This is a genomic window from Candidatus Nitrospira allomarina (assembly GCF_032050975.1).
GTDB lineage: Bacteria > Nitrospirota > Nitrospiria > Nitrospirales > UBA8639 > Nitrospira_E > Nitrospira_E allomarina.
In genome coordinates this window covers 4,046,791-4,070,959 of the sequence record NZ_CP116967.1, presented here as the reverse complement: position 1 = coordinate 4,070,959, position 24,169 = coordinate 4,046,791, and the positions used below count along the sequence as shown (strand labels likewise).

Annotated in this window: 7 protein-coding genes; 4 read left to right on the top strand and 3 right to left on the bottom strand. The window is 55.3% G+C overall.

From position 1 onward, the window contains the following. Window positions 1–157: 157 nt before the first annotated feature. From PP769_RS17810 to PP769_RS17800, 3 genes are all read right to left on the bottom strand, one after another. The gene (locus tag PP769_RS17810; RefSeq protein WP_312642760.1) at window positions 158–2,698 is read right to left on the bottom strand and encodes a hybrid sensor histidine kinase/response regulator; all 2,541 of its coding nucleotides are present in this window, start codon (window positions 2,696–2,698) and stop codon (window positions 158–160) included. After that, a complete protein-coding gene (locus PP769_RS17805; protein WP_312642758.1) occupies window positions 2,695–8,541 on the bottom strand; it encodes a DUF4347 domain-containing protein in 5,847 nt (1,948 codons plus the stop codon). The genes PP769_RS17810 and PP769_RS17805 overlap by 4 nt, the downstream gene beginning before the upstream one ends. A gap of 579 nt (window positions 8,542–9,120) precedes the next feature. Continuing rightward, window positions 9,121–17,046: a DUF2341 domain-containing protein gene (locus tag PP769_RS17800; protein ID WP_312642756.1), complete on the bottom strand. Its 7,926-nt coding sequence runs from the start codon at window positions 17,044–17,046 to the stop codon at window positions 9,121–9,123. Window positions 17,047–17,816: 770 nt separating this feature from the next. On the opposite strand from PP769_RS17800, the gene PP769_RS17795 reads away from it, so the two are divergent. The 4 genes from PP769_RS17795 to PP769_RS17780 are packed head-to-tail and all read left to right on the top strand — an operon-like array spanning window position 17,817 to window position 24,073. Further along, the gene (locus tag PP769_RS17795; RefSeq protein WP_312642754.1) at window positions 17,817–19,595 is read left to right on the top strand and encodes a TolC family protein; all 1,779 of its coding nucleotides are present in this window, start codon (window positions 17,817–17,819) and stop codon (window positions 19,593–19,595) included. Further along, a complete protein-coding gene (locus PP769_RS17790) occupies window positions 19,592–20,449 on the top strand; it encodes an efflux RND transporter periplasmic adaptor subunit (protein ID WP_312642751.1) in 858 nt (285 codons plus the stop codon). Before PP769_RS17795 ends, PP769_RS17790 begins: the two co-directional genes overlap by 4 nt. Before the next feature lie 48 nt (window positions 20,450–20,497). Further along, window positions 20,498–21,943 carry an efflux RND transporter periplasmic adaptor subunit gene (locus tag PP769_RS17785; protein WP_312642749.1) on the top strand — a complete coding sequence of 482 codons (1,446 nt, stop codon included), beginning with the start codon at window positions 20,498–20,500 and terminating at the stop codon, window positions 21,941–21,943. Beyond that, complete coding sequence (locus PP769_RS17780; RefSeq protein WP_312642747.1) at window positions 21,944–24,073, top strand: site-2 protease family protein; 2,130 nt, start codon at window positions 21,944–21,946, stop codon at window positions 24,071–24,073. It begins immediately after the preceding gene. Window positions 24,074–24,169: the final 96 nt, after the last annotated feature.

Below are 24,169 nucleotides of genomic sequence, written 5' to 3'. Positions count from 1 at the left end.
TTTTCGGTCTTCCGAAAGGGAAAATAAAGTGTAAAAAGCGAAAAGTCCGAAAAAAACGGTGGCCGACTCAATAGAGACACCCCGAGGCCACCTGGCATTTATTGAGCTGGAAGGTGAGCCGGGGGATCCCCCGACGTTGGAAAGGTCTGTCGGGGCTTTACCCGGCAGATTTTGATGCAGAGGACAGTCCCATTGCCACGGGCTCTGGGGTACCTTGAGTTCCATGAGCTATTCGTGTCGCCAGAAGGTGAATACGGTGAAGGTGCTGTTCGATGATGGCCAGATCGGCAGCCTTGGCCCCGGCTTCCAGGTCAGCAGCCGGCTTGTTCAACACATCGAACCCCACAGTGCCACCCGCACCCTTCAGCCAATGAGCCAGCTTGGCCAGGGTTTCCATATCCCGATTCGAGTAGGCAGCATCCATTGCCTGCAGTTGTTCACCCAGGCGACCCACAAAACGGGCAATCACGTTGGCGAATTTCGGATTGGTCGACCCTAACTTGGAAACGATGGGTGAGGAATCCTCAATCTGTGAGGCTTGATGGTGCGAGGACTCCGGGAGGACGGATTGTCTGGATGATTCACCGACTGGTTGACCATGAAGGAATTGCGCCAATTTGGCGAGGAACCGGTCGATGTCGATAGGTTTGGTGAGATAGTCGGAAAATCCGGCATCAAATAACTCCTGCTCGAAGCCTTTCATGGCGTTGGCGGTGAGCGAAATGATGGGGGTCTGCAGGCCTCTGTCGCGTAAGGTGCGAGTGGCAGTGAGCCCGTCCATCTCAGGCATTTGCATGTCCATGAGAATGACGTCATACTCGCTGGCCATAGCCTTTTCCACTCCAATCAGACCGTTTCCCGCTTCGTCGATGCTCAGCCCATAACCCTCCAGGACCACCTTTACGAATTCGCGGTTTTCCGGGCCATCGTCTACGACCAGGATCCTGGCCGATGGAAAGACCCAGTTGGTGAGTTCCTGCATCATGCCCGATTCGTCGATCGTTAAGGCCTGCTCGGGTGTGACCCAGGCCACTTCCACCGCACTGCCGGCATTCAGTGTGATCTTGAATACACTGCCGACTCCCGGCTGACTTTCCACCGTAATATCCCCACCCAGGGCGCGTGCGAATTTGCGGCTGATAGCTAGTCCAAGGCCGGTTCCTCCAAACTTTCGGGTCACCGAAGCATCGGCCTGGACAAAATCTTCAAAAATTCGCTGAGTGGCCTCCACATTCATTCCAATCCCGGTATCTGCGATATCGATATGAAATTGGATCAGCTCTCCGGCAACCTGCTTGGCGTGCGCGGTCACCGTGACCGCGCCGCGCTCAGTGAATTTCACCGCGTTCCCCACGAGGTTGGTAATGATCTGGCGAATCCGGCCCGGATCGCCGATTATGGTCTCCGGGACGTCAGCAGGTATCTTGAGCTCGAGTTCGATGCCCTTCTCGTGTGCCCTCACGCCCAGGACTCTAACGACATCCATGATTACGAGGTAGGGATTGAATCGTACCCGTTCGATTTCCAGACGCCCCGACTCGACTTTCGAGAGATCTAGAATATCGTTAATGAGGTCAAGCAAATGTTTCCCACTGGAATGGATGATTTCGAGGTGTTTACGGGTTTCAACCGAGTCACGTCCGTAACCACGTTTAATCAGTTCTGTGAAACCCAGTATGGCATTCATCGGTGTGCGGATCTCATGACTCATATTGGCCAGGAAGGCGCTCTTGGCCTGATTGGCCGCAACGGCCTCTTCTTTGGACTTCAGTAACTCGATTTCCGCTTCTTCCAATTGCGTGACGTCGTCAAAGCTGACCAGGACTCCGACATTTTTTGCCCCGCTGCCAAGGATAGGGGAGCAGTTAATCATAAACGTCAGCCGTGTGCCGTCGGGCAGAGTCAATCGGACGCGTTCGTTCTTTTGAGCTTCTCCCGAATTCAATGCGATATGCCAGGGGTGTGTCCCCGGTGCCAACGGATGGCCTTCGATGTCCGACCACGGAAACGCTCCGACCGCCTGACCCAAGAGCGCCTCAGGCGTTTTGGTTAACAACGTGGCGAAGGCCCGATTGGCCAGCATGATTTGACCTTTGTTGTCGAGCACCAGGAGCCCTTCTGCCATCGTATCCAGAGCGGATCGTACACGCTCAGGAACAGCCTGTGAGGGATCGAGTTGCTTCAACATTTTTCCCAAATACAGATAAAATCCGATGAAACACATCAGACCTACAAATAGCAGGAGTTGTGGCTGTGGGCCCGTGATAAACCCGAGCCAGCCTTCGTCAATTAACGGTGTAAATCGCAGTTCGACTTGGCCCCATTTGTCTTCCCCTTCCCAAATAGCGACCGTTACCTGGGTATTTGAAGAATAGTCCGAATTGTTGTCCCGCCAATGGGTCTCATGGTCACCTATTGTGACAAGCCAATCACCCGATTCAGTTCGCAATCCGGCAGACAACAGGTCTGGGTTACGGTCCACGACCAACTGCAAAATCCCCTCCAGGCGATCAACATCATCCTGGGTAATCAGGATCGTGCTATTGGCAGCAATGGACTCGGCCAAGGCCGCACGTCCCTGGCGAACCGCTCCGGTTCGATCCGGCATCAAGCCAAACAAGCTCGCTGTCAGTAACACACTGATAAGGAGACTGACTTGGCCGAAGGCCAGACGGGATTTTGTCGAAAGAATGTTCATCCCTTATTCCAATTGAACCAACGGGATCGAAGGGCCTTAGCGGGGCCCCCGGTCTTCTTCTCACCTATCTCGGCAGATATGGTGGGTTTCTCAAACAGGGACTCCACCGAATCGCCGTCCACGTCTTTCTGCCCCCGTTGTTGCTTCTTCTTCCCTTCGGCATCCAGGACCAACAGGGGGTTTACAAACTGCCAGGCAGGTACAGAGGAGAGCAGGGCGGTCAACAGCACCCCACTACGCAGGAGCCAGACGACATAGCCGATCGACAACCCGGTGGAGACCGCAATGCTGGAAGCCAAGTAGGTTTGTTCCGTGGCGGCGACCTCCTGAACATCGTCGCGGACCCTATCCAGGTCCTGAAGGAATCCTGATCGGTGCAGCAATGACCGGATTTCATTCTTAAAGGCTGTGATATCAAGAGACTTCCTGAGCACACTCCACATGTCATTCACTATCCCCACGATGCCTGTGCGTTCTCCATCCTCTTGCTTCGCCGGCAATTCCTGTCGTCCCAGTGTATTCTCCGTCACCGAATTTTTGGCGCCAGTGATCGTGGAGGCCTGGCCGCCGTCAGGGATATTCCCTGGCGAGCCAGGATCAAGACTGCCCCCATTACCGGGGGCCTGGTCCTCTGAAGTCTCTTCGCCGGTATCTCTGGGCCGGGGATCCGGTGAAGGCGGAGAGTCCGGTGGCGGTGGAATGAAAATTTGCGGCGGAACATTGACTTGGGTAACCGTGACGGCAAGGGCCTGCGTATCGACGGCGAGGCCGTCGGAGACCTGGACGATCACGTCATAGATATTATCGGCCCCGACATCGCCGGGTGCCTGGAAATCGGGGGCGGTGATAAAGGTGAGGACCCCGGTCACGGGATCGATGGTAAACAATGCCGCATCGGCACCGCCGATAATGCTGTAGGTCCAAGGGTTGCTCTCTGCATCTGTGGCATTCACATTAGTCACTGCCGTGGTGCCCGTGACAACGGAAACATTCGCGGTGGTTCCACCCCCGTTTGAGGTGATGACGGGGGCATCGTTGATCGGGCTTACGATCAAATCCACCCTGATGGTATTCGAGGTAAGGCCGGAGAGATCCCGGATTGTATACGTGAAGCTGTCGGCAAGGGTTTCGGAGCCATTGTGAGTGTACGTCACCGTCCCATCGGGATTAATGCTCGTGATGGTGCCATTAGCGGGTCCGGAGACAATGGTGATGCTGGTCAGATCCAGTCCGTCATCGGGATCGGTATCATTGTTGGAAAGATTCAGGATGGTGGTCGATCCTTCATTGACAGTAAAGGCGTCGGCCACCGCAATGGGCGCATCGTTGACCGGGGTCACGGTCAAGTCCACCGTGACCGTATTCGAGGTTAAGCCGGAGAGATCCCGGATCGTATATGTGAAGCTGTCGGCAAGGGTTTCGGAGCCATTGTGAGTGTACGTCACCGTCCCATCGGGATTAATGCTCGTGATGGTGCCATTGGTGGGGCCGGAGACAATGGTGATGCTGGTCAGATCCAACCCGTCATCGGGATCGCTATCATTGTTGGAAAGGTTCAGGATGGTGGTCGACCCTTCATTGACGATAAAACCATCCCCCACGGCTACCGGGGGATCATTGACGGGATTGACGTTGATGGTCGTGCGGGCTGCCGCACTGTCTGCGGTGCCGTCATTGACAAACACGTCGATTAATCGGTCCCCATCGGTGGGAGCGTTCGTATCTGTGTGCTGGTACTGAATCGCCTTGATCAACGTTTCCGTCTCGACCTCTGTAAACGTCCCGCCGCCTTGTTTGGTTATCGTGACAGTGGCTGTTCCGGCACCCGTGGCGATCGCCACATGATAGTTCCCGCCGGTGGTGTTCTGTCCGGCCACCGCGGTCCCTAGGGTAAAGGTATTGCCGTCGAGCACGAGTGTCTCGGCATTGCCGTCCAGCAGTCCGCTCACGCCCAGTTTCACATAGGCGAAGGAGGTATTGTCCGGGTCAACTAAATCCGTGTCACTATCGGCGATGCCAATCGGCCCGCCGCCTTCAGTGAATGTGAGGGCATAGTCGTTTCCCGTGGCCCCGGAGCTGTCGTTTACATCCAAATCGAGGGATGGTGGGTCATTGACCGCATTGATGGTGACGGTGATGGATCCCGTACCGCTCAGCGCGCCGCCGCTGCCTTGTCCGCCCGAGTTGCCGTCGTTAATCACAAAATCAACTTGCACGTTGGCCGGAGGGTTGCTGCTGCTATTGGCATAGGTGATCTGCTGCAGGGCACTGTTGACCAGGGCGGTGGTGGCGTTACTGTTGAAAGTGAGAACCAATGTCCCACCGCTGTTGGTAGTGACGGTGCCGATGGTCGTACCGCCAACAACCAGGCTGCCGCTTTCGGTCAGAGTACTCAGCGTGCCGCTTTCAGCGAACACATCCTCCGCATTGGCTCCGCCGTTCCGGGCCAAGGTGAGTGTGGCACCGTTATAATCATTGGCGGCATCCAGTTCAGCGTCGGCGATCGTGGCATTGCTGTCGAGCACCACCGCCGCACCGCCTTCAGTGAAGGTAGGCGTGTTGTCCAGACCGCCGAAGACCGGCTGATCATTGGCAGGATCCACGTTGATGGTCGTGCGGGCTGCGGCACTGTCGGTCGTGCCGTCATTCACCCTCACCTCGATCAGCCGGTCCCCGTCGGTGGGAGCGCCCGTATCCTGGTGCTGATATCGAATCCCCTTGATGAGCGTTTCCATCTCGATCTCAGTAAATGTTCCGCCGCTCTGCTTGATGATCGTCAAGAGGGCCGTGCCGGTGGCCGTGGATACCCGCACATGGTAATTGCCACCGGTGGTGTCCTGGCCTGGCGCATCGGTGGCCAGGGCAAACGTATCACCGTCGAGGATCAAAACCTCCGCATTGCCGTCCAGCAGGCCGCTGACGGATAGAGTCACGTAAGCGAATGTCGTGCTGTCCACATCCGCCAGGTTGGTGTCGCTGTCGGCAATTGCCGTTGGGACGTCGCCCTCGGTAAAGGTGAAAGCATAATCGTTGCCTGTGGCACCCGAACTGTCATTGGCATCCAGATCCAGAGTCGGTGAGGTGGTGGCCCCGTACTGGCGCGCAAAAATATCGGTTTGCGCCCCGTCGCTGCCGGTCCAGACGGCCACAAAGTTATCACGGTCCAGCATGGCTACCGAGGCGCGGTCCTGCACGTTGCCGGTAGTTTGATTAATCAAAAACTCAACACCGATTTTTTGACCACTGGCGTTAAATTTCTGGCCGAAAACACCGGCGTTGTCATTCTGCCCAGGGCGATCTCCGGCACCCTCCCACACAACGATGAACTCACCGATATCGTCCATGGTCACGGAGGGATTCGTCTGAGTGCCTAGAACCGAGGTGTTCACGATTTTTGGCAGGAAGAGCGCATTCCCTGCGGCGTCGAATTGTCTGGCGTAGACATCCACGCTCAGGATGGAAGCTCGATAGGCCACGGTGAACCGGCCGTCGCCACTCATATCCACTGCGGCGGCACCGGCACTGAGCTGTAAGAATACGTCAACCTGACCGCTGTTTTGTGGAACACCTGCGCTGTTGTAGAGTTGAAAGAAGACGTCCGATCCGTTATCCCACACGACGACGAAGTTTCCCGAATCGTCAATGCCCACAGACGGATCTTTAGCGGCAGCGGCGGTGTTCACGGTAATGTCACCGCCGACTAATCCTCCGCCAAAGCTGCCCAGGCGCACGAAGATGCCTTCATTGCCTCCGCCATCGCCTTCCCAGCCGATCACGAAATCCCCGGTACCGTTCATGTTCACGGATGGGTTTTGCTGAGTGTTGGAGGTGATCGTGTTGACTCGTACATCTCCAGCATCCACGGCAGTGCCGTTGGGCAGGAAGCGGCGCATGAACACATCGTTCCCTTGAGTCCAGGTGACGACGAAATTCCCGCTGTCGTCGACGGCGACATCCGTCCACGCGTTCGTCCCACCACCGATATTGACTTGAAACTGCGCGACCTTCTCATTGCCACCACCATCCAACACCTTCGCGAACACCTTGTCGTTTGAAGTTCCGTTCGTCCAGACCACCACGTAATCGCCGTTGGGCGCGATATCGACAGCCCTTTCGGCTCCTCGCACCGGGCCGCTGGTCATTTCGTTGTTTCCGGATGGATCGTTGACCGTGAATTCACTTTTTGAGACAAAGGCAGAGGATTTATATTCGTACGCGCCAATGTCCGGCGCCGCATCACGGGTGAATCCCCGCTGGTCAACGGCAGGCGCACCGGATGTCGTGCCCGCGTTGAGAGCCGGACTGCCGGCTTGCAGTGCATGGGTGTCCGTGGGGCCGCCGTTAGGAAGTAGAGCTCCGAGCATGGGGTCGGCACCATCCAATGGATCACCTAATCCCGCCGTGCCATCACTGTCGATGTTGTTCCCACCCGAGATTAACGTGCCAAAACTATTGGGTGATCCTGGATTATGAAGAATCGAATTGGTGATGGTGATCTCCATGCCATCCTTGTCATACACGCCACCGCCAAGGGGTGCCGTATTAAACGCAATCGTGGAATTCATAATCGTGATGGGATTCTCCGTCCAGATCCCACCCCCTTCGTTGGTCGCGGTGTTGCCGCTGATCGTGACGTTGGTCAGAGTGCCTCCAATGGCATTGTGAAAATAGATTCCGGCTCCCTTATTTGCCTGGTTATTATCAATGAGCACCCGGTTAAGATTCAGTGTGCCATGCACGTGGAAAGCTCCACCGTCGCCCCCCGTGCCGTTGTTATTCGTCAGGATGGCATCGCTCAGATTCAGAATGCTGGAGTTATTGACATACACCCCGGCCCCATTCCCACTTTCACGACCGTTTTGAATTGTGATCCCGCTCATGGTGGTCGTACTGCTTCCTGTGGTCTCAAACACCCGTTCATTTGCATTGCCATCGATGATGGTGGTGGTTGCGCCGGCTCCGGTGATAATCACATGGTCATTTATTTGCAGTTGCCCTGTGGTCAACACATACGTGCCTGTAGGAATGATAATCGTGTCGGTTCCGGGTGCGGCATTGGCGTCGATGATGGCCTGACGAAGTGACCCTGCTCCGGCGTCATTCGTATTGGTGACGGTAAAGGTCGCGAGGACACCCTCCCAGGCTTTTTGGGTGGCTTCGCCAATGACAATGGATGTTTCTATGGAGCCAACTGAGACTTCCAGTTCCCAGTTGGCATATTCGCTGACGTGGCCGGTCCGGTCCGTGCTCGCGGCAATATCAGCCCCTGTCAGTTCGGCTAGTGTTTGGATCGCAGAGAAGCCGGCCTGACCGCGTCCAAAGGTACAGCCATAGATCAACAGATCGGCGTCGGCAGACAGACTTTGCCCGATCTGACTCAACAGCGCCGCATAGTGATTGCTGATCGAATCATTGGTGAGAAAGGCCGTGCCTAAATGCAGTTCCGCTTCGGTGCCTTCTCCAATGAGATGAATGGCATCTACGGCATTCCGGCCCTCGAGTACCTCGGCAATTTGTTCAAGTCCGTCCCGCTCTGCATCCAGAAGAATGACTTCTGCGCTAGGATGGATACCTTTCATCAGGGTCTGGTAATCCTCAACCCTGGTATCGATGAAGACAATTTCCCGTCGACCTGATGGAGTGGGTGCGGCAAGTGAAAAGCTGTCGGCCCAATCGGCTTCACCGTCAGCGGCCATGACGGCATCGGAATTGGTCTCTACATGCCCATCGGTACCCGGCATCGTTTGATTTTGAGCGGTCTGATCCTGAGCCACTTCTGCCCCCGTGGAAAGGGCGGCTCCATCAAAGAGAATTCTTGGTTCGAGAGCTAATAGTGTTTTCATGCCCTTGGCCGCCTCCACCCCGTGTGCGTGGCCGTCCGGATGTGTGGTTCCAAATCCATGGGTCTCTGTAATCCTTGTCCAATTGAAAAGTTGCACGTCGTTTGGTCATTGGATTGACGTTTTACCGTAGGAACGGCAAATTTTGCCTGGTTCATCCTTTCTCCCTATTTGTTCTCTATGGCCAAAATAATTAAAGAAGACTTTCCCTTTCTTTTCGGCCATTTAGATAATTACTGGACGTCATCAGGAAAAATTTACCCATTCCCCAATTTTTCCTTATTCACGAATTGGAGGACTCAGGAAAAAACGAGAGGTCAGATTGAGCGAGCTGAGTCGGGTTTGTGATTTTCAACCGACCGCTTGGAGGAGCCTTATTGACTCAACGTGAAAAAAAGGAGGGAATGGCCCTTGAAATATCGTGGGGGTTTTCAGTTCAGATTAGGTGACATGGATAAATGGTCATGAAAGTTATTGGAGGTTGATCAACGTCCGGATAGAAACCTCATGGAAAAAAGAATTCAAATGTAACCTGGAAGCCGGCAAAACAAAAAACTTAGGCAAGATTTTTCGAAAAGATGTTTATGGTCTGTTTCGCTGGAACCACCGGGCTCGAGGATGCCTGGCGCGGTCCACGGTTTTCTCCTCACCTATCCCGGTAGACGCTGCGGATTTCTCGAACAGGAACTCAACCGAATCGTCTTTCACATCCTTACGACCCTTTTGCCGCTTCTTTCTTGCAGCCGAATCGAGCACCAACAGTGGATTCACAAACTGCCAGGCAGGTACAGAGGAGAGCAGGGCGGTCAACAGCACCCCACTGCGAAGGAGCCAGACGACATAACCGATCGACAGCCCGGTGGACACGGCAATGCTGGAGGCCACATAGGTTTTTTCGGTGGCCGAGACATCCTCTACCTCGTCGCGGACGCGATCCAGGTCCTGAAGGAATCCTGATCGGTGCAACAATGACCGGATTTCACTCTTCAGAGCTGTGATGTCAAAGGGCTTCTGGAGGAACCCTATTATGTCAATCAACATCTCTCCGGTACCGGTCCGTTCTCCCTCCACTTGCTTAGCGGACAAATCGTGTTGTCCCAGAGTAATCCCCGTGTCCGAATCTCTGGGGCCATTGGTGGTTAAGCCCTGGCCGCCTTCAGGTACAGTTCCTGGCGAGCTGGGATCAAGACTGCCCCCATTGACCGGCACCTGGTTTTCCGTGGTGTCTTCGCCGGATTCTCTCGGCGGGGGATCCGGTGTGGGCGTAGGAGAGGACGCCGGAGGCGGGGTAAATTGGGTTGGTGGGACGTTCGTGACGGTGATGGCAATGGCCTGTGTATCGACGGAGGTCCCGTCGGAGGCCTGGACGATCACGTCATAGACATTGTCGGCTCCCACATCGCCCGGGGTTCGGAAGTCCGGCGCCGTGATGAAAGTGAGGATACCGGTTGTTGGATCAATGCGAAAGAGCGTCGCATCGGCTCCACCAATAATGCTATAGGTCAGAAGATCCCCGTCGGCATCGCTGGCATTCACATCGGTCACCACCGTGCTCCCCTCAAGAACGGTCACATTAGCGGTGGGGCCACCTCCATTCGAGGTGATGATAGGGGCATCGCCAACAGGATTGATCGTGATAGCGGCGGTGACCTGTGCTGGACTGAATCCTGACGTGCCCCCTGGCGGGGTTGTAACGCCAATTGCCCCGTTGCTCCCATTAACCTGATCCCACGCGCGAAATCTGATCCCAGAGGTTACCGTTCCAAAATAGTCCGGATTCGGCTGAAAATAGAGACGGGTTACCCCATCGGCGGCTAACAGACGCGCCGCGTTGGGATTGACTCCGCTCAAAGCTAACCAGTTTGCCCCGTTATCCGTACTGTAGAACCACGCGCCATTCGCTTCGTCGACCTGAGTCACGGCCATTCCTGTTAGTGCGCCGGGATCCGGATCGGTGACGTTGTCGTGTCCGCCGGGTATCGTATCCAAATCCACCAGGCTTGAAACCAGCGTACCGACGGCTCCCACCGGCGGACCGCTATCTTCGGTTCCCGGATTCAGCGCTACCGGCACGTTTCTGAGTGTCGGCGAATTATTGATCGGCGTCACATTCAGGCTCACAGTCACGGTGTTGGACGTCGCGCCGCTCTGATCCCGGATCGTGTACGTGAAACTGTCGCTGAGGGTTTCTGACCCATTGTGCCTGTACGTGACCGTCCCATCGGGATTAATGCTGGCGATGGTACCATTGGTAGGTCCGGCGACAATGGTGATGCTCGTCAGGTCCAGGCCGTCATCGACATCGAGATCATTTCCGGCAAGATTCAAGGTGTTGGTCGAACCTTCGTTGACGGTAAAGCTATCGGCCAGAGCGACGGGTGGCACGTTCAGCAGATTCACCACCAGGCTCACGGTGACGGTGTTCGAGGTGGCGGCGGCCAAATCATTGATGGTGTAGGTAAAACTGTCCGTGATCGTGGCTGACCCATTGTGCGTGTACGTCACGGTCCCATCGGTATTAATGCTGGCGATGGTGCCGTTGGTGGGCCCGGAAATGATGGTGATACTGGTCAGATCGAGGCCGTCATCCGCATCGAGGTCATTCCCTGCCAGGTTCAGGATCGTGGTCGAGCCTTGAGTGACGGTAAAGCTATCGGCCACGGCCACGGGAGGAATGTTGGTCGCATTGATGGTGACCGTGATGGAGCCGGTATCGTTGAGGGCCCCGCCGCTACCCTGGCTGCCCGCGTTGCCATCGTCTATGGTGAAATCGATCTGGACCGTGGCGGGAGGCGTGCCGCTGCTATTGGCATAGGTGATTTGTTGCAGAGTACTGTTGACCCGGGCCGTGGTGGCGTTGCTATTGAAGGTTAAGACGAGCGCGCCTCCGCTGTTGGTGGTGACCGTCCCAATGGTGGTGCCGCTCACCACCAGGTTCCCGCTTTCCACCAGTGGATTGAGCGTGCCGCTGCGGTTGAATAGGTCCTCGGCGTTGGCCCCGCCATTGCGAACCAAAGTCAGTGTGGCACCATTGTAGTTGTTGGCGGCATCCAGTTCGGGGTCGGTAATGGAGGCGTTGTTATCGAGCACGACGGCCCCGCCGCCTTGCACGAAGGTGGGGGTCTGGTCCAATCCATTAAAGGTAGGGGCGGAGTTATTGGCATTGATGGTGACGGTAATTGAGCCGGTATCGTTGAGCGCGCCGCCGCTACCCTGGCTGCCGGCATTCCCGTCGTTGATCGTGAAGTCGATCTGGACCGTGGCGGGGGGCGCGCCGCTGCTGTTGGCATAGGTGATTTGCTGTAGGGTGCTATTGACGCGGGCCGTGGTGGCATTCCCATTGAAGGTCAAGACGAGGGTTCCGCCACTATTGGTGGTGACCGTCCCGATGGTGGTGCCGGCGACGACCAGGCTCCCACTGTCGGTCAGTGTACCCAATGTGCCGCTTCCGGCGAAGACGTCGTCCGCGTTCGCGCCGCCGTTGCGGACCAATGTGAGCGTGGCGCCGTTATAGTTATTGAACGCATCCAGTTCCGTGTCCGCAATCGTTGCGTTGCCATCCAACACCACCGCCGCGCCGCCCTCGGTGAAGGTCGGGGTATTATCCAGACCGTTGAATACCGGCTGGTCGTTTGCTGGAGTGATCGTGATGGAAAATACCCCAGTCGCAGGTGTGGCACCGTCCTCACCGCCGTCAGCCAGGGAGAAGCTGAAAGAGTCGGTCGTGGTCTCACTACCATTGTGGTCGTAGGTCACACGATTGGTATCGATGTCGTCCTGTGTGAACGTGTCGTTCAGGCCAAGTGCGGTGCCGGAGAGTCGTAATGTGCCGTTGGTCGTGACGGCGGTCACCGTATAGGTCAGACCGGTGCCGGCATCATCAGGATCTCCTTCGTTGAGCATCGCCGTGGTGATGGTATTGCCCGAGGAGGCTTCACTCACCGTGGTTCCCGTGTTGGTGGCAACAAGGGGAGCATCGTTCACGGGAGTGACGTTAATCGTGACCACGACCGTATTCCCGTCGACGGTGCCGTCGTTCACTTTATAAGTAAAGGTGTCGACGCCGGTGAAATTTGCCACAGGCGTGTAGGAGAAAGATCCATCCGCATTGAAGGTGAAGGATTGGGCATTGGCGGGGTCGGCGCTTACCTGGATGGCCGTCAACGGATCACCATCTGCGTCGGTGTCATTGGCCAGCACCCCGGCCGGACCTTCCGCCGCCGTGAACGTGACGAAGGCATCGGTCATCGAGAGATATTGTGCTTTGATCCAATCGGCGGAACGTATCGCAGTTTCAATCCGCGTTTCGTCCAATATTCCCTGGAACGTGCGGTCCGTTGCTCCCGATCGATTTCCGATAGACAGATCAAGCCCGGCATCGGAATTGGCTGTTCCGCTCGGTGTGCTCGATTCCGTAAGCCCTAGGGCCACGCCGTTCACGTAGATCGTCGGATCGTTGGCCGCTGAACTGCTATCATAGGCCACCGTGACGAGTTGCCATGTATCCAGCGAAATGGAATTGATGGATGACCGCCACCGTCCGGCGTTGCCGGAAAATCCGAGTTCAAAGATCAGTCGATTGCCGGTGTTTTCTACCTGGAGAGCCCAGCCGTTAGTGACCGCGACCGCATTACCCTTATCCAGGATACGGCCAAAGCCGCCCTCGCCCCAGCCGCTGGGGTTGATCCAGGCGGACACCGTAGCTCCACCCGTAAAGAGGTTGTCGATGCCCGCACCCGACGGAATGTCAATCCGGTCATCGACGCCGTCGAACGATTGTCCGTCACCAATGGTGCCGGTGATGTCCAAAGAGCCATTGTTGATACCATTGTGGGCGTTGCCGGTTGAATCTAAGAAATCATTGTGAAGATGTGAGAGGGCCTCGAAATTATTGGACCACACGCCCGCTGCGTTTTGGTTGTCGGTGGCACCGGCGTTGTCGTAATACATCCAGATGTAATCCGTGCCGGACGACGCATCGATTTGCGGCACTTTGACCCAGACATAGGATGTGCCCGACTCATTCCAACTTTCAATTTCGTAGGCCAACTCGGTGCCATCAGGATCGACAAACCGGAGGTCTTCCCCCGCGTTCTGCACCCTGGTGTAATCAATGTTCCCGGCATTCAGGGTGATCAGCACCGGAAAATCCGTTAAGTTTTCGGCCTGAGCGGTGTTGTTGAACGTCAACTTCTGTCTGCTGAGCCACGCCTCGTTAAACCAGGTCGGCTCAGTTGTCAGCGAAGTGTCTTCATCGATCGTGTAGCTGTCGGGAGCTGCCACGGGCGTTGCATTGGGATCAATGGTGACGGTGATCGATCCGGTATCGTTGAGCGCGCCACCGCTGCCCTGGCCCCCGGCGTTGCCGTCGTCAATCGTAAAATCAACCTGCACGGTGGCCGGTGGGGTGCCGCTGCTGTTGGCGTATGTAATCTGCTGCAAGGCGCTGTTGACCCGGGCCGTGGTCGCATTGCTGTTAAAGGTCAGGACCAGTGTGCCGCCACTGTTGGTGGTCACCGTCCCAATGGTCGTGCCGCCCACCACCAGATTTCCGCTCTCGGTCAAGGCACTCAGCGATCCGCTGCCGGCGAATCTGTCGTCCGGGTTCGCCCCGCCGTTTCGGACCAGCGTGAGCGTCGCACCGTTATAGTTATTGGCGGCATCCAGTTCGGGATCGGTGATCGTGGCATTGTTGTCGAGAACCACCGCCGGGCCGCCTTCCGTAAAGGTGGGGGTGTTGTCCAGACCACTGAATGCCGGACCCTCGTTGACCCCTCCAAGGTTGATGGTGATGGTCGCGGTGTCGTTAAGCCCCAGGCTGTCGGTGAGCTGAACGGTGAGACCAAAGGAAGGATTGGTTTCGTAGTCCAGTGCGGCGCTATTCACGACCGTGAGTTCTCCACTCACCGAGTTGATGGCAAATGCGCCTCCGGTGTTACCACCGATGATGGCATACGTTAAATTGGGCACTGCCGGCCCGATCGCCAGGCCGCTTGGCCAATTGCCGGTGGGTGTCACCGGCGGTAGAGGCGATCCAGCTAAAGTCGCACTTTCGATTCGGTCAGTGGTTGCGGCAGTCCAGTAGATTTTTCCCTGAACCAAATCCAGCGTCAGATCGCGCGGCTGGTTCGCTCCGGTGACAACGGTTTGGGCGGTTGCGCCGACCATCATGTCTGCGCGTTGTATTTCATTTAACGTGGCATCGCTCCAGTAGACCTTGCCTGCGCCAATATCGAGGGCGATGCCCCACGGGTCGTTGAGTCCGCTAACGATTGTCTCGATAGTGCTTCCATTCAGATTCGCCCGTTTAATGGTACCGGCTCCCTTGTCGGTCCAGTAAAGTTTTCCGCCGGCCACATCGACGGCGAGATCTTTGCTGTTGGTGATGCCGGTGATCAACGCCGCAGGACTGCTGCCGTCCAGATTGGCTTGCCAGATGGCCGTCGCGGCGGTATCGACCCAATAGATTTTTCCACCCGCCGGATCGACGGCGATCCCTAGCGGGCCGTTAAGTCCGGTCAGAAGTTGTTGCGGGTTGCCGCCATCAAGATCGGCGCGCCAAAGGGAATTTGTCGTGTTATTGGTCCAATAGATTTTCCCGTTCACATCGTCAACCGTGACACCGCGTGGTCCTGTCGCGCCGGTGCCGTCGAACTGCACGGCCAGTTGCTGGCTCCCGCTGCCATCCAGATTGATGCGTCGCACTTCGTCGGTATCAAGATCCACCCAATAGAGTTTGCCGTATCCCTTTTGTGGATCCGCATCTGTTCCCACCACGGTTCCGACACTCGTGCCGTTTGCGCTGTTTTCTGTAACCGGGAAAACCTGGTCATTGATCACCGGCGGGGTGTTACTAATCGACTCAAACGCGCCGATATCGACGCTCGCGTCGCGAGTCACGCCGCGCTGGTCGACGGCCGGTGCACCGGTTGCCGTGCCCGCGTCGATGGCAGGGCTTCCGGCCAGCAGGGCATGTGTTCTGGTTGGACCGCCGTTGTCAGTTAACGCTCCCAGCATGGGATCAACTGGACCTCCAAAACCTGCCGTTCCATCACTATCGATATTGAATCCCATGGAGGTTAAAGGAGTATTTGCGTTCGCCCCCACGTTGTCGAGAATCGAATTTTTCAGTTGGGTAATAGCACCCCCCCCTACCTGTGTGATGCCAGTTGAGTTGTTGGCGATTGTGCTGTTGAGAATGGTCACAGTTGTGTTGAAATTATAGAGCCCTCCGGCGTTAGCCGCGCTATTGCTGCTGATTGTGACGTTCGTAAGAGTCCCACTACCACCTCCTGAAAAATAAATGCCACCACCATTACTGGAAGCCGTATTATTGGCAATCGTCACGCGGTCAAGGCTGAGCGTCGCGCGATTGAAAATCGCACCACCGTTACTCGAGGAGACGTTTTCACGAAGCTCGACATCAATCAGATTCAGCGTTGTCCCTGTCTGAGTCTCAATGCCCGCCCCGGTTGTCCCAGATCCACCCTTGATCGTCACTCCGGATATCGTCGTAATTCCGGTCCGTATGTCGAACACCCGATCCGGTGTGGCTCCAAGACCTGAGGCATCAATTATGGTGCTACCCGCACCGTTCCCAATAATGTTGAGGCTTTCGGTGATATCCAGGTCACCTGTGGCGGCAGCATTTTCGCCCGTTCCGGTGAGGGTGAGCAGATAGGTCCCGGACCCGACGAAGGTGATGGTATCGGTGCCGGCATTGGCATTGGCATTGAGGATGGCTTGTCGGAGAGACCCCGCACCTCCATCTGTGGTCGTCGTGACGGTATAGGTGGCCAACACTCCTTCCCAGGCATCCTGGGTGGCCTGCCCAATGATGATCGAGGTTTCAATAAACCCGGTGGAGACTTCCAGGTGCCAATTGGCAAATTCGCTGACGTGTCCGGTGCGGTCCGTGCTTGCCGCGATATCAGCCCCTGTCAATTCGGCCAAGGTTTGCATGGCGGAGAAGCCGCTTACTCCACGGCCAAAATTACAGCCGTAGATCAAGAGATCCGCGTCCGCAGACAGACTCTGCCCAATCTGTGTGAACAGCTCGGCATACTGATTGGATATTGATTCGTTGGTGAGAAAGGCCGAGCCCACATGCAGCTCCGCCTCGGTGCCTTCCCCAATAAGGTGAATGGCGTCGATATCCCTCCGGTCCTTGAGGGCTTCCGCTATCTGTTCGATTCCGTCACGTCTCGCATCCAGGAGAAAAACCTCCGCGGCCGGATCGATGCCTTCTATGAGCGTCTGGTAATCCTCGACACGGGTATCGATGAAAACAATTTCCCGACGATCAGATGGAGTGGCCGGTGAGAGATCGGAGGACCAGACGGGGTCATGATCGGTGGCGATGTTTTGGCCGGAACTATTTTCCGCATCAGCATTGGCGTCTGGATTAGGTTGATCTTGGGTCGTGGTGTCCTGAACCACTTCTGCTCCCGTGGCAAGGGCGGCTCCATCAAAGAGGATTCTGGGTTCAAGCGCTAACAGTGTTTTCATTCCAATGCAATTCCTATTGCCGGTAAGCGCGGACGCAGCTGTTTGGTGTTACAGATATTCGCTCTGCCTGTGCTGGTTCCACTATCCGATGTCGCAATTTTTCTTGTCGTCTTTCACCGGCAGACATAATTCCAACCGATCTTCCATGGCGCATCTGACATCTTCTTGCCTCTGTTGACACAGGCCCATCATGGCCCGGGATTGCGCCATCTCCTTATTCGGTCATTGGTTTTGCTTTCTGTATGAAATAAGGAAAAATTTGCCTATAGACATTCCTTCTGATCGGGGATGCAAGGGATGTTCAGCAGGGAGGAGGGCGAATTTTCGCACTTGGTTGATAACAAACCGGGTGGGATCTGCTTCATAAGGATAGTGAAATCAAGACTTGAGGGGGAAATGAGGTAAATATGGAAATTTTTTTTGGAGTGGTATGGCTCTCAATAGATGATGATATAGGAGGTTGGGAGGAATTGTTGTGTATTGTTTCACCACTTTACAGAAATCTAATAACCAAAAAATTCCCGTTATTTAATCTTTAGAAAAGAAAAACCGAGAAACAGAACTGGAATGCCCCAAAGGGGTAATTCCGGTTTCTATTGTGAAAAAAAATGGTCAAAAGGCGGGGAGGGAAAGACGGACTTGAGTTGCGGAAGATTTGACATGCCGATCTGTGCAGTCATTCGGGTGGTGACGTTCCGCAGGCAAGTTCTTGGGGCCATGAGATCTGTGCCCAAATAAATTGTAGCAACTGGATCGTGCATTTTTTAACTATGGCATTACACATTCCAAAATTTCCGATCGGTGTGGTGGTGATCGGGTTGGTCCTGCTGGACTCCGGCTGTGCCGTTATGCCCACTCCACTCACTCAGGAAGAAATTCAACAGCGGGTCCAAGAGGACCTGGCGCAACTCACGCAATATCAGGAACCCGTGGCTCGTCCCATCACGCTCTTTGAAGCAATGGCGCGGGCGTTGAAATATAATCTGGAAACGCGGGTGCAGGGATTAAAGGAAATGGTCACGCATCGCCAACTGGATCTGGCGCATTACGACATGCTACCGAAAGTGGTGGCTGATGCGGCCTATAATGGACGCAGCAACTTTGCGGGAGCGAGCAGTCAGTCATTAGAAACAGGCCAACAATCCCTCGTGTCTTCCACGTCTTCTGACAAAAATATATACACGGCCAATTTAGCCCTAAGCTGGGATGTGCTGGATTTCGGACTGTCTTATGTCCGGGCGGAACAAGCGGCTAACGATGTGCTTATTGCCGAAGAAGATAAGCGTCGCATTGCCAATCGGGTTATTCAGGATGTCCGTTCAGCCTTCTGGAAGGCCGTGGGAGCGGAACGGGCGTTGGGTCGCCTGGCGTTTCTTCAGGATTGGGTGACGCAAGCGCTGGGTGAAGTTCATCTGATCCGGGAGCGGGCCTTGGCGGATCCACTCACTTCACTACAATATGAACGAGAACTTCTGAGCGCGCAACGTGAAATTCAACAGCTGTATCAGGAATTATCGCTATCCAGGATTCACCTCGCCGAACTCATGAACCTGGATCCCGGTGAGCCCTATGAATTGGCGGTGCCGGAACATCCACCCCTCGTGTCGAAGGTCTCCGAGAAGCTGGAAGATTTGGAATACCGGGCACTCATGAATCGTCCTGAACTCCGAAAGGTCGACTACCAAAAACGTATTAACGCCAAGGAAACCAAAGCCGCCATCCTGGAATTGCTCCCCAACCTTAATGTGTATATGGGGGGCAATTACGATAGCAACAATTTTCTGTTTCATAATAATTGGCTGAATTACGGAGCCAAGGTCAGCTGGAATCTGTTGAATGTATTCCGGCATCCCGTCCGCTTGCAGGTCATTGACGCCCAGGAGAAGGTGTTGGACATGCAAAGCCTGGCGTTGACGATGGCTTTGATGAGTCAGGTCCATGTGTCGGTGGCGCAATATCATGCGGCCATGAAGGATGCGGCCACCGGGAAGCGCTACCTCGAGACCCAAATGGCCATTGCCGATCAGGTTCAACGTGCCTGGTCCCTGAACCGGCTCAGTGAGCATCTGGTCATCCGGGAAAAAATGCAAGGTCTGGTAGCTGAATTACGGTATGAATCGGCATTGGCCAAATTGGAAATGGCCTATGCCAATGTGTTAGCCGCGATCGGAGAAGATCCCTTCCCCACGGACATCACGGGAGACGGGGTCGAAGAATTGGCTGTGGCCTTGCAAGAACGTTGGGAATGGCTGGAACGCCCGGAGGTCCTGGCGCAGGTTCATTCAACCGACGCTCGAACTCAAGCGCCAACCACTCAATCCCAAGGGGCCGAACCTCAACCCCTAGATACGGTCGGGCGATCCCAAGAGGATGCGCTATCTCAGGAATCTGAAGCCCGACTCCAAGAGACTGGCGCGCTATCTCAAGAACCTGAGGCCCAACTCCAAGAGACTGGCGTTCAACCTCAAAAGCCTGAGGCCCAGCCTCAAAACACTATCGCGCAATCCCAAAAGACAACCACTCAACCCCAAGAAAGAGTTAACCCATGATACATCGACACCCTATCACTATTCTGTGTTTAGCCCTGGGTCTGATCATGCTGCCTTCAGGCGTCAGTCTGGCAAAAAGCGGAGGACGCAGTAGTATGCCCTCATCGGATCTTCAGACGATTCGGGGGATCGTGAAACCCGTCGTTGAAGCGGTGCTGGCCAGTGAAATCCAGGCGTTAGTGAAACGGATGCCGTTTCGAGACGGTGATGCATTTAAAATGGGAGATATCCTCGTTGAATTTGAATGTGCCAAATACCGGGCGGAATTATCGGCCGCCCAAGCGGATTTGGATGCAAGGCAAAAGACCGTCATCAATAACGAGGAGCTGGCCGCTCTTCACGGGATCGGCCGGTTGGAAGTGGACATTTCGCTGGCCGAATTAAAAAAGGCTCAGGCGGTTCTCACCAGAGCACAAGTGATTGTTCAAGGTTGCCGGATTCCTGCCCCTTTTGCCGGACATGTGGTCAAGACGTTGGTCCACCCCTATGAAAGTGTCAATCCGTACGATGATCTGGTGAGTATTGTCAGTAATCAGGATCTGGATATTGAATTGATTCTCCCGTCGTCTTCGCTACGGTGGATCGCCAAGAACAGTCCGTTTTCATTTAGCATCGATGAGACGCAAAAGGACTATTCGGCGGAAGTGGTGGAAATTGGTCCTCGTGTTGATCCTGTAAGTCAAACCATTCGGGTCTTTGGCCGATTTCACAAACATCCCACAGGTGTCTTAGCGGGTATGAGCGGAAGTGCAAAATTTCCGGAAGGCACGTTTCCCACTCAATCAACATTTACGCCAAGCACGAAGCCTGCAGCCTCACCGACGTCCACGAGTAAACAGACTGCCAAACATTAACTCCTTCCCGGATCGACTTCTCTGTTGATCCACAGGAGGGAAACGAGCGTGGTGCAAACAGCAACTCAAACAGAGTCCCCTTCGCGAGGGACCGGGAAGGACTTTAGACCCTCCTCCGGTCTGGCCGGCGCCCCTTCCATTGCGTCCAAAGTCAAAACGGAAAAAGATTCAAATATTTTCCTGGCGCTTCTTCAACTGGAAAGTCAGGTTCGCAAGGCTCAAACGGTCAAAGAACTCTGTTTTCTTCTGGCCAATGAGACCCGGCGTCTCGTGGACTTTCGACAAGCCTGTATTTTTTCCATCACGCCGAAGGGGCGGATGCGGGGCAGGGTGGAAGCGGTGTCCAGTGTGGCCGTGGTTGACCGCAATGCGCCGATGATCACTTGGATCGAACGCATCATTTCAGAATTATGGGAGCAAGGCACCCTCAAAGATCCCGGTCCTCTCTCCTCCTCTCATTGTTCGGCAGAACTCCAACGTGATTGGAAGTCTTTTGCGTTTCCCTGTGTCCTCTGGTGTCCATTAATCCGCCAGGATCAGCAGGTGATTGGTGGCTTGTGGTTGACCAGGGAGGTACCTTGGCAAGACGGAGAAGTGCAAGTGATCCGGCGGTTTGCCGAAACGGTGGCTCATGCCTGGCAGGCGCTCGGGGGCACGAAACGGAGAGTAAAAAACTGGAAGGTTCTCAAAAACTGGCTATGGGGAGTACTGGTAGTCGTGATAGCCGCCATGTGGCTGCCCGTTCGATTGTCCACGCTGGCTCCGGTGGAAGTGGTGCCGCGGGATCCGTCGGTGGTGACGGCGCCATTGGATGGGGTGCTGGGAGAAATCCTGGTCCACCCGAATACCCTGGTTCAGAAGGGGCAAACCCTCTTTCGTTATGAGGACACCACATTCAGGAATCAATTTGAAGTGGCGGAAAAGAATCTATCCGTCACCTGGATGGAGTATCGCAAAGTGTCGCAGGGTGCATTTGTCGACCATGACACCGGTGCGGGTATGCCCGTGCAAGCCTCGGAAGTCCGGCTGAAAGAAGCCGAACGGGATTACGCCTGGGACATGTTACAGCAAGTGGAGGTCAAAGCTCCCCGGTCAGGCATCGTGATTTTCACGGATAAATCCGAATGGATCGGCAAGCCGGTGGCGGTGGGGGAACGCATTATGGAAGTGGCCGATCCCCAGGAATTTGAATTGAAAATTGATCTACCGGTAGAAGACGCGATCGTATTACGGGAAGGCGCCGAAGTCGAGGTGTTTTTGAATGCCAATCCCTTACGAGCCATTCCTGCCCAATTAATCCATGCCAGTTATCATGCGAGTATTCTCCCAACCAATGTCCTGGCCTATCGAGTGGAAGCCGAGTTCATGGACCCGCCCGAAGATATTCGAATCGGCTGGCAAGGCACCGCCAAAATCTATGGGGAACCGGTTACCCTCTTTTTCCATCTCTTCCGGCGCCCCCTCGGAGTTCTTCGACAAACGTTAGGTTTCTAAATGGGCCAGCCAAAGCCTCAAGAAGACGTTTCCCTTCCACCCTTGCGCGAAGATCTTCAGATCCTGCCCGGTACCCCCACGCCCGATGGCGTCCCTACCTGGACGATCGTGGACACAGTTCGAAATCAATTTTTCCAAATTGAATGGTCCGCGTTCCAACTGCTTTCACATTGGCAGGCGGGAACGGCCAAGGGACTGGTGGATCTGGTGACCCGAACCACCTCGGCCAAGGTCTCAACCGGGAATGTGATGGAGTTGGTCCAGTTTCTCTATCGGAACAATTTAACCCGGGATTCCATAGCCGGTGGAAGTCAGGGATTCTTAGGACAGGCCGAACAGGCGAAACACCATTGGCTGCTGAGAGTGCTCCACAACTATTTATTTTTCAGAATTCCCCTTTGTAATCCCGACAGATTCTTACGAACAACGCTTCCGTTCGTTATTCCGCTGTTTAGTCGCTGGGCCTTATGGTGTGTGGTTATCCTGGGTGTGATCGGGTGCATGGGAGTCGTGCGGCAGTGGGAATCGTTTGCCAATGTCTTTTTATACTTTTTCACGTTTCAAGGGATGACCGGTTATATCATCGGGTTGGTGGCCATTAAAATATTGCATGAACTGGGGCATGCCTATACCGCCGTTCGATACGGGTGCCGGGTCCCCACGATGGGCCTCGGATTCCTCATTATGGTGCCTGTCCTCTATACCGACACGACCGATTCCTGGCGGCTCACGGTCCGGAGGCAACGCGCGGCCATTGCCGCTGCGGGAATGGTGGTGGAACTCAGTGTGGCGATGATCGCAACCTTTTTGTGGAACTTTTGTCCTGATGGCATTGTCAAAAGCATGCTCTTTGTGTTGGCGACCACCAGTTGGGTGACGGGGCTGCTGATCAATTTGAATCCCTTGCTCCGGTTTGACGGCTACTACGTACTCTCCGATTGGCTGGGTGTTCCAAATTTGCAATCCCGGGCTTTCGGGTTTGGTCGTTGGAAATTACGGGAATGGTTGTTTGCCTGGGGAGATGCTCCTCCGGAACACATGCCCCCGCAACGGCAATCGGTGCTGATCGCCTATGCGTGGGCGGTGTGGGTCTACCGGGCCGTCGTGTTTGTCGGCATTGCGATCCTGGTGTATTACTTTTTTTTCAAGGTTTTGGGCGTCATCCTCTTTCTCGTAGAAATAGGCTGGTTTCTGGCATGGCCGGTCTATGAGGAACTGCAGGTCTGGTGGACACGTCGGGCGGCCGTCACCCAATCCTGGCGAGGGAGGGTAATCGGAGTCGCACTGGTGGGGTGTCTGCTGATGAGCGTGATGCCTTTGGATACGACAGTGGAGATTCCGGCGATCCTTGAGGCTCCGGAACGCACGACTCTGTTTCCACCGGCTCCCGCAATGGTGGTGGAGGTGTTGGTTGAGGAGGGAGATCGGGTCGAACACGGTCAAACGCTTTTGATCTTACAGTCGCCACAGGTGGAACATCAGATTGACATTATTGGACATCGCATTGCGGCGTTAGAATTGCGTGCAGAACGAGAAGTCGCCTATCAGGATGATCGGGATGATCATCTGGTCATTTGGGAGACGTTGGTGGGAGAACGAAAGGCGTTGGCCGGCCTGGTTACGCTCCGGGAGCAATTGATCTTGCGTGCTCCGTTCTCCGGCGAAATTACGGATCTGGCATCATCACTTCATCCAGGGCTGTGGGTGAATACCGACGTGGCGATGGCCCATGTGATTGGGGAACATCCATCCGTGATGCTGGCCCTCGCCACGGAAAAAGAAAAAGCCCGGCTCTCGGTGGGGAACGAAGGATGGTTTTTCCCGGACGACCCTATGCGACCTGCCCGACAGGGTCAGCTTCGGGACCTTCGTCATGTGGACGAATCGGAAATGGCGTTACCGTATTTAGCCTCGACCTATTCCGGTGGTGTGCCCGTGCGCCAGGATGCGCGGGGCAGATTGATTCCCGAGCATTCCGTGTACCGAGTGGAACTGGATGTGACGGACAGGGATCCATCCTGGGATCAGGTGGTGCGAGGGGTGGTCCATGTGAAGGGCAATGGGCAAAGTGTGATGGGGCATCTCTGGACGCGAGTGGCCTCCATCCTCATTCGGGAAAGCGGTGCCTGATTGTTCGAAGGAACAGTGGGGTTGGGGAGATGCGCTCACTTGAGCGGCCTTTTTTTTGGCTACGGCAAGAAGGAAAATTCTGGAGACTTCCCCGCC

Excerpts from the sequence above, each read along its gene's own strand:
- PP769_RS17790 (WP_312642751.1), top strand. The coding sequence starts at position 19,592 with ATGATACATCGACACCCTATCACTATTCTGTGTTTAGCCCTGGGTCTG.
- PP769_RS17810 (WP_312642760.1), bottom strand. The coding sequence starts at position 2,698 with ATGAACATTCTTTCGACAAAATCCCGTCTGGCCTTCGGCCAAGTCAGT.
- PP769_RS17805 (WP_312642758.1), bottom strand. The coding sequence starts at position 8,541 with ATGAAAACACTATTAGCTCTCGAACCAAGAATTCTCTTTGATGGAGCC.
- PP769_RS17780 (WP_312642747.1), top strand. The coding sequence starts at position 21,944 with ATGGGCCAGCCAAAGCCTCAAGAAGACGTTTCCCTTCCACCCTTGCGC.
- PP769_RS17795 (WP_312642754.1), top strand. The coding sequence starts at position 17,817 with ATGGCATTACACATTCCAAAATTTCCGATCGGTGTGGTGGTGATCGGG.
- PP769_RS17800 (WP_312642756.1), bottom strand. The coding sequence starts at position 17,046 with ATGAAAACACTGTTAGCGCTTGAACCCAGAATCCTCTTTGATGGAGCC.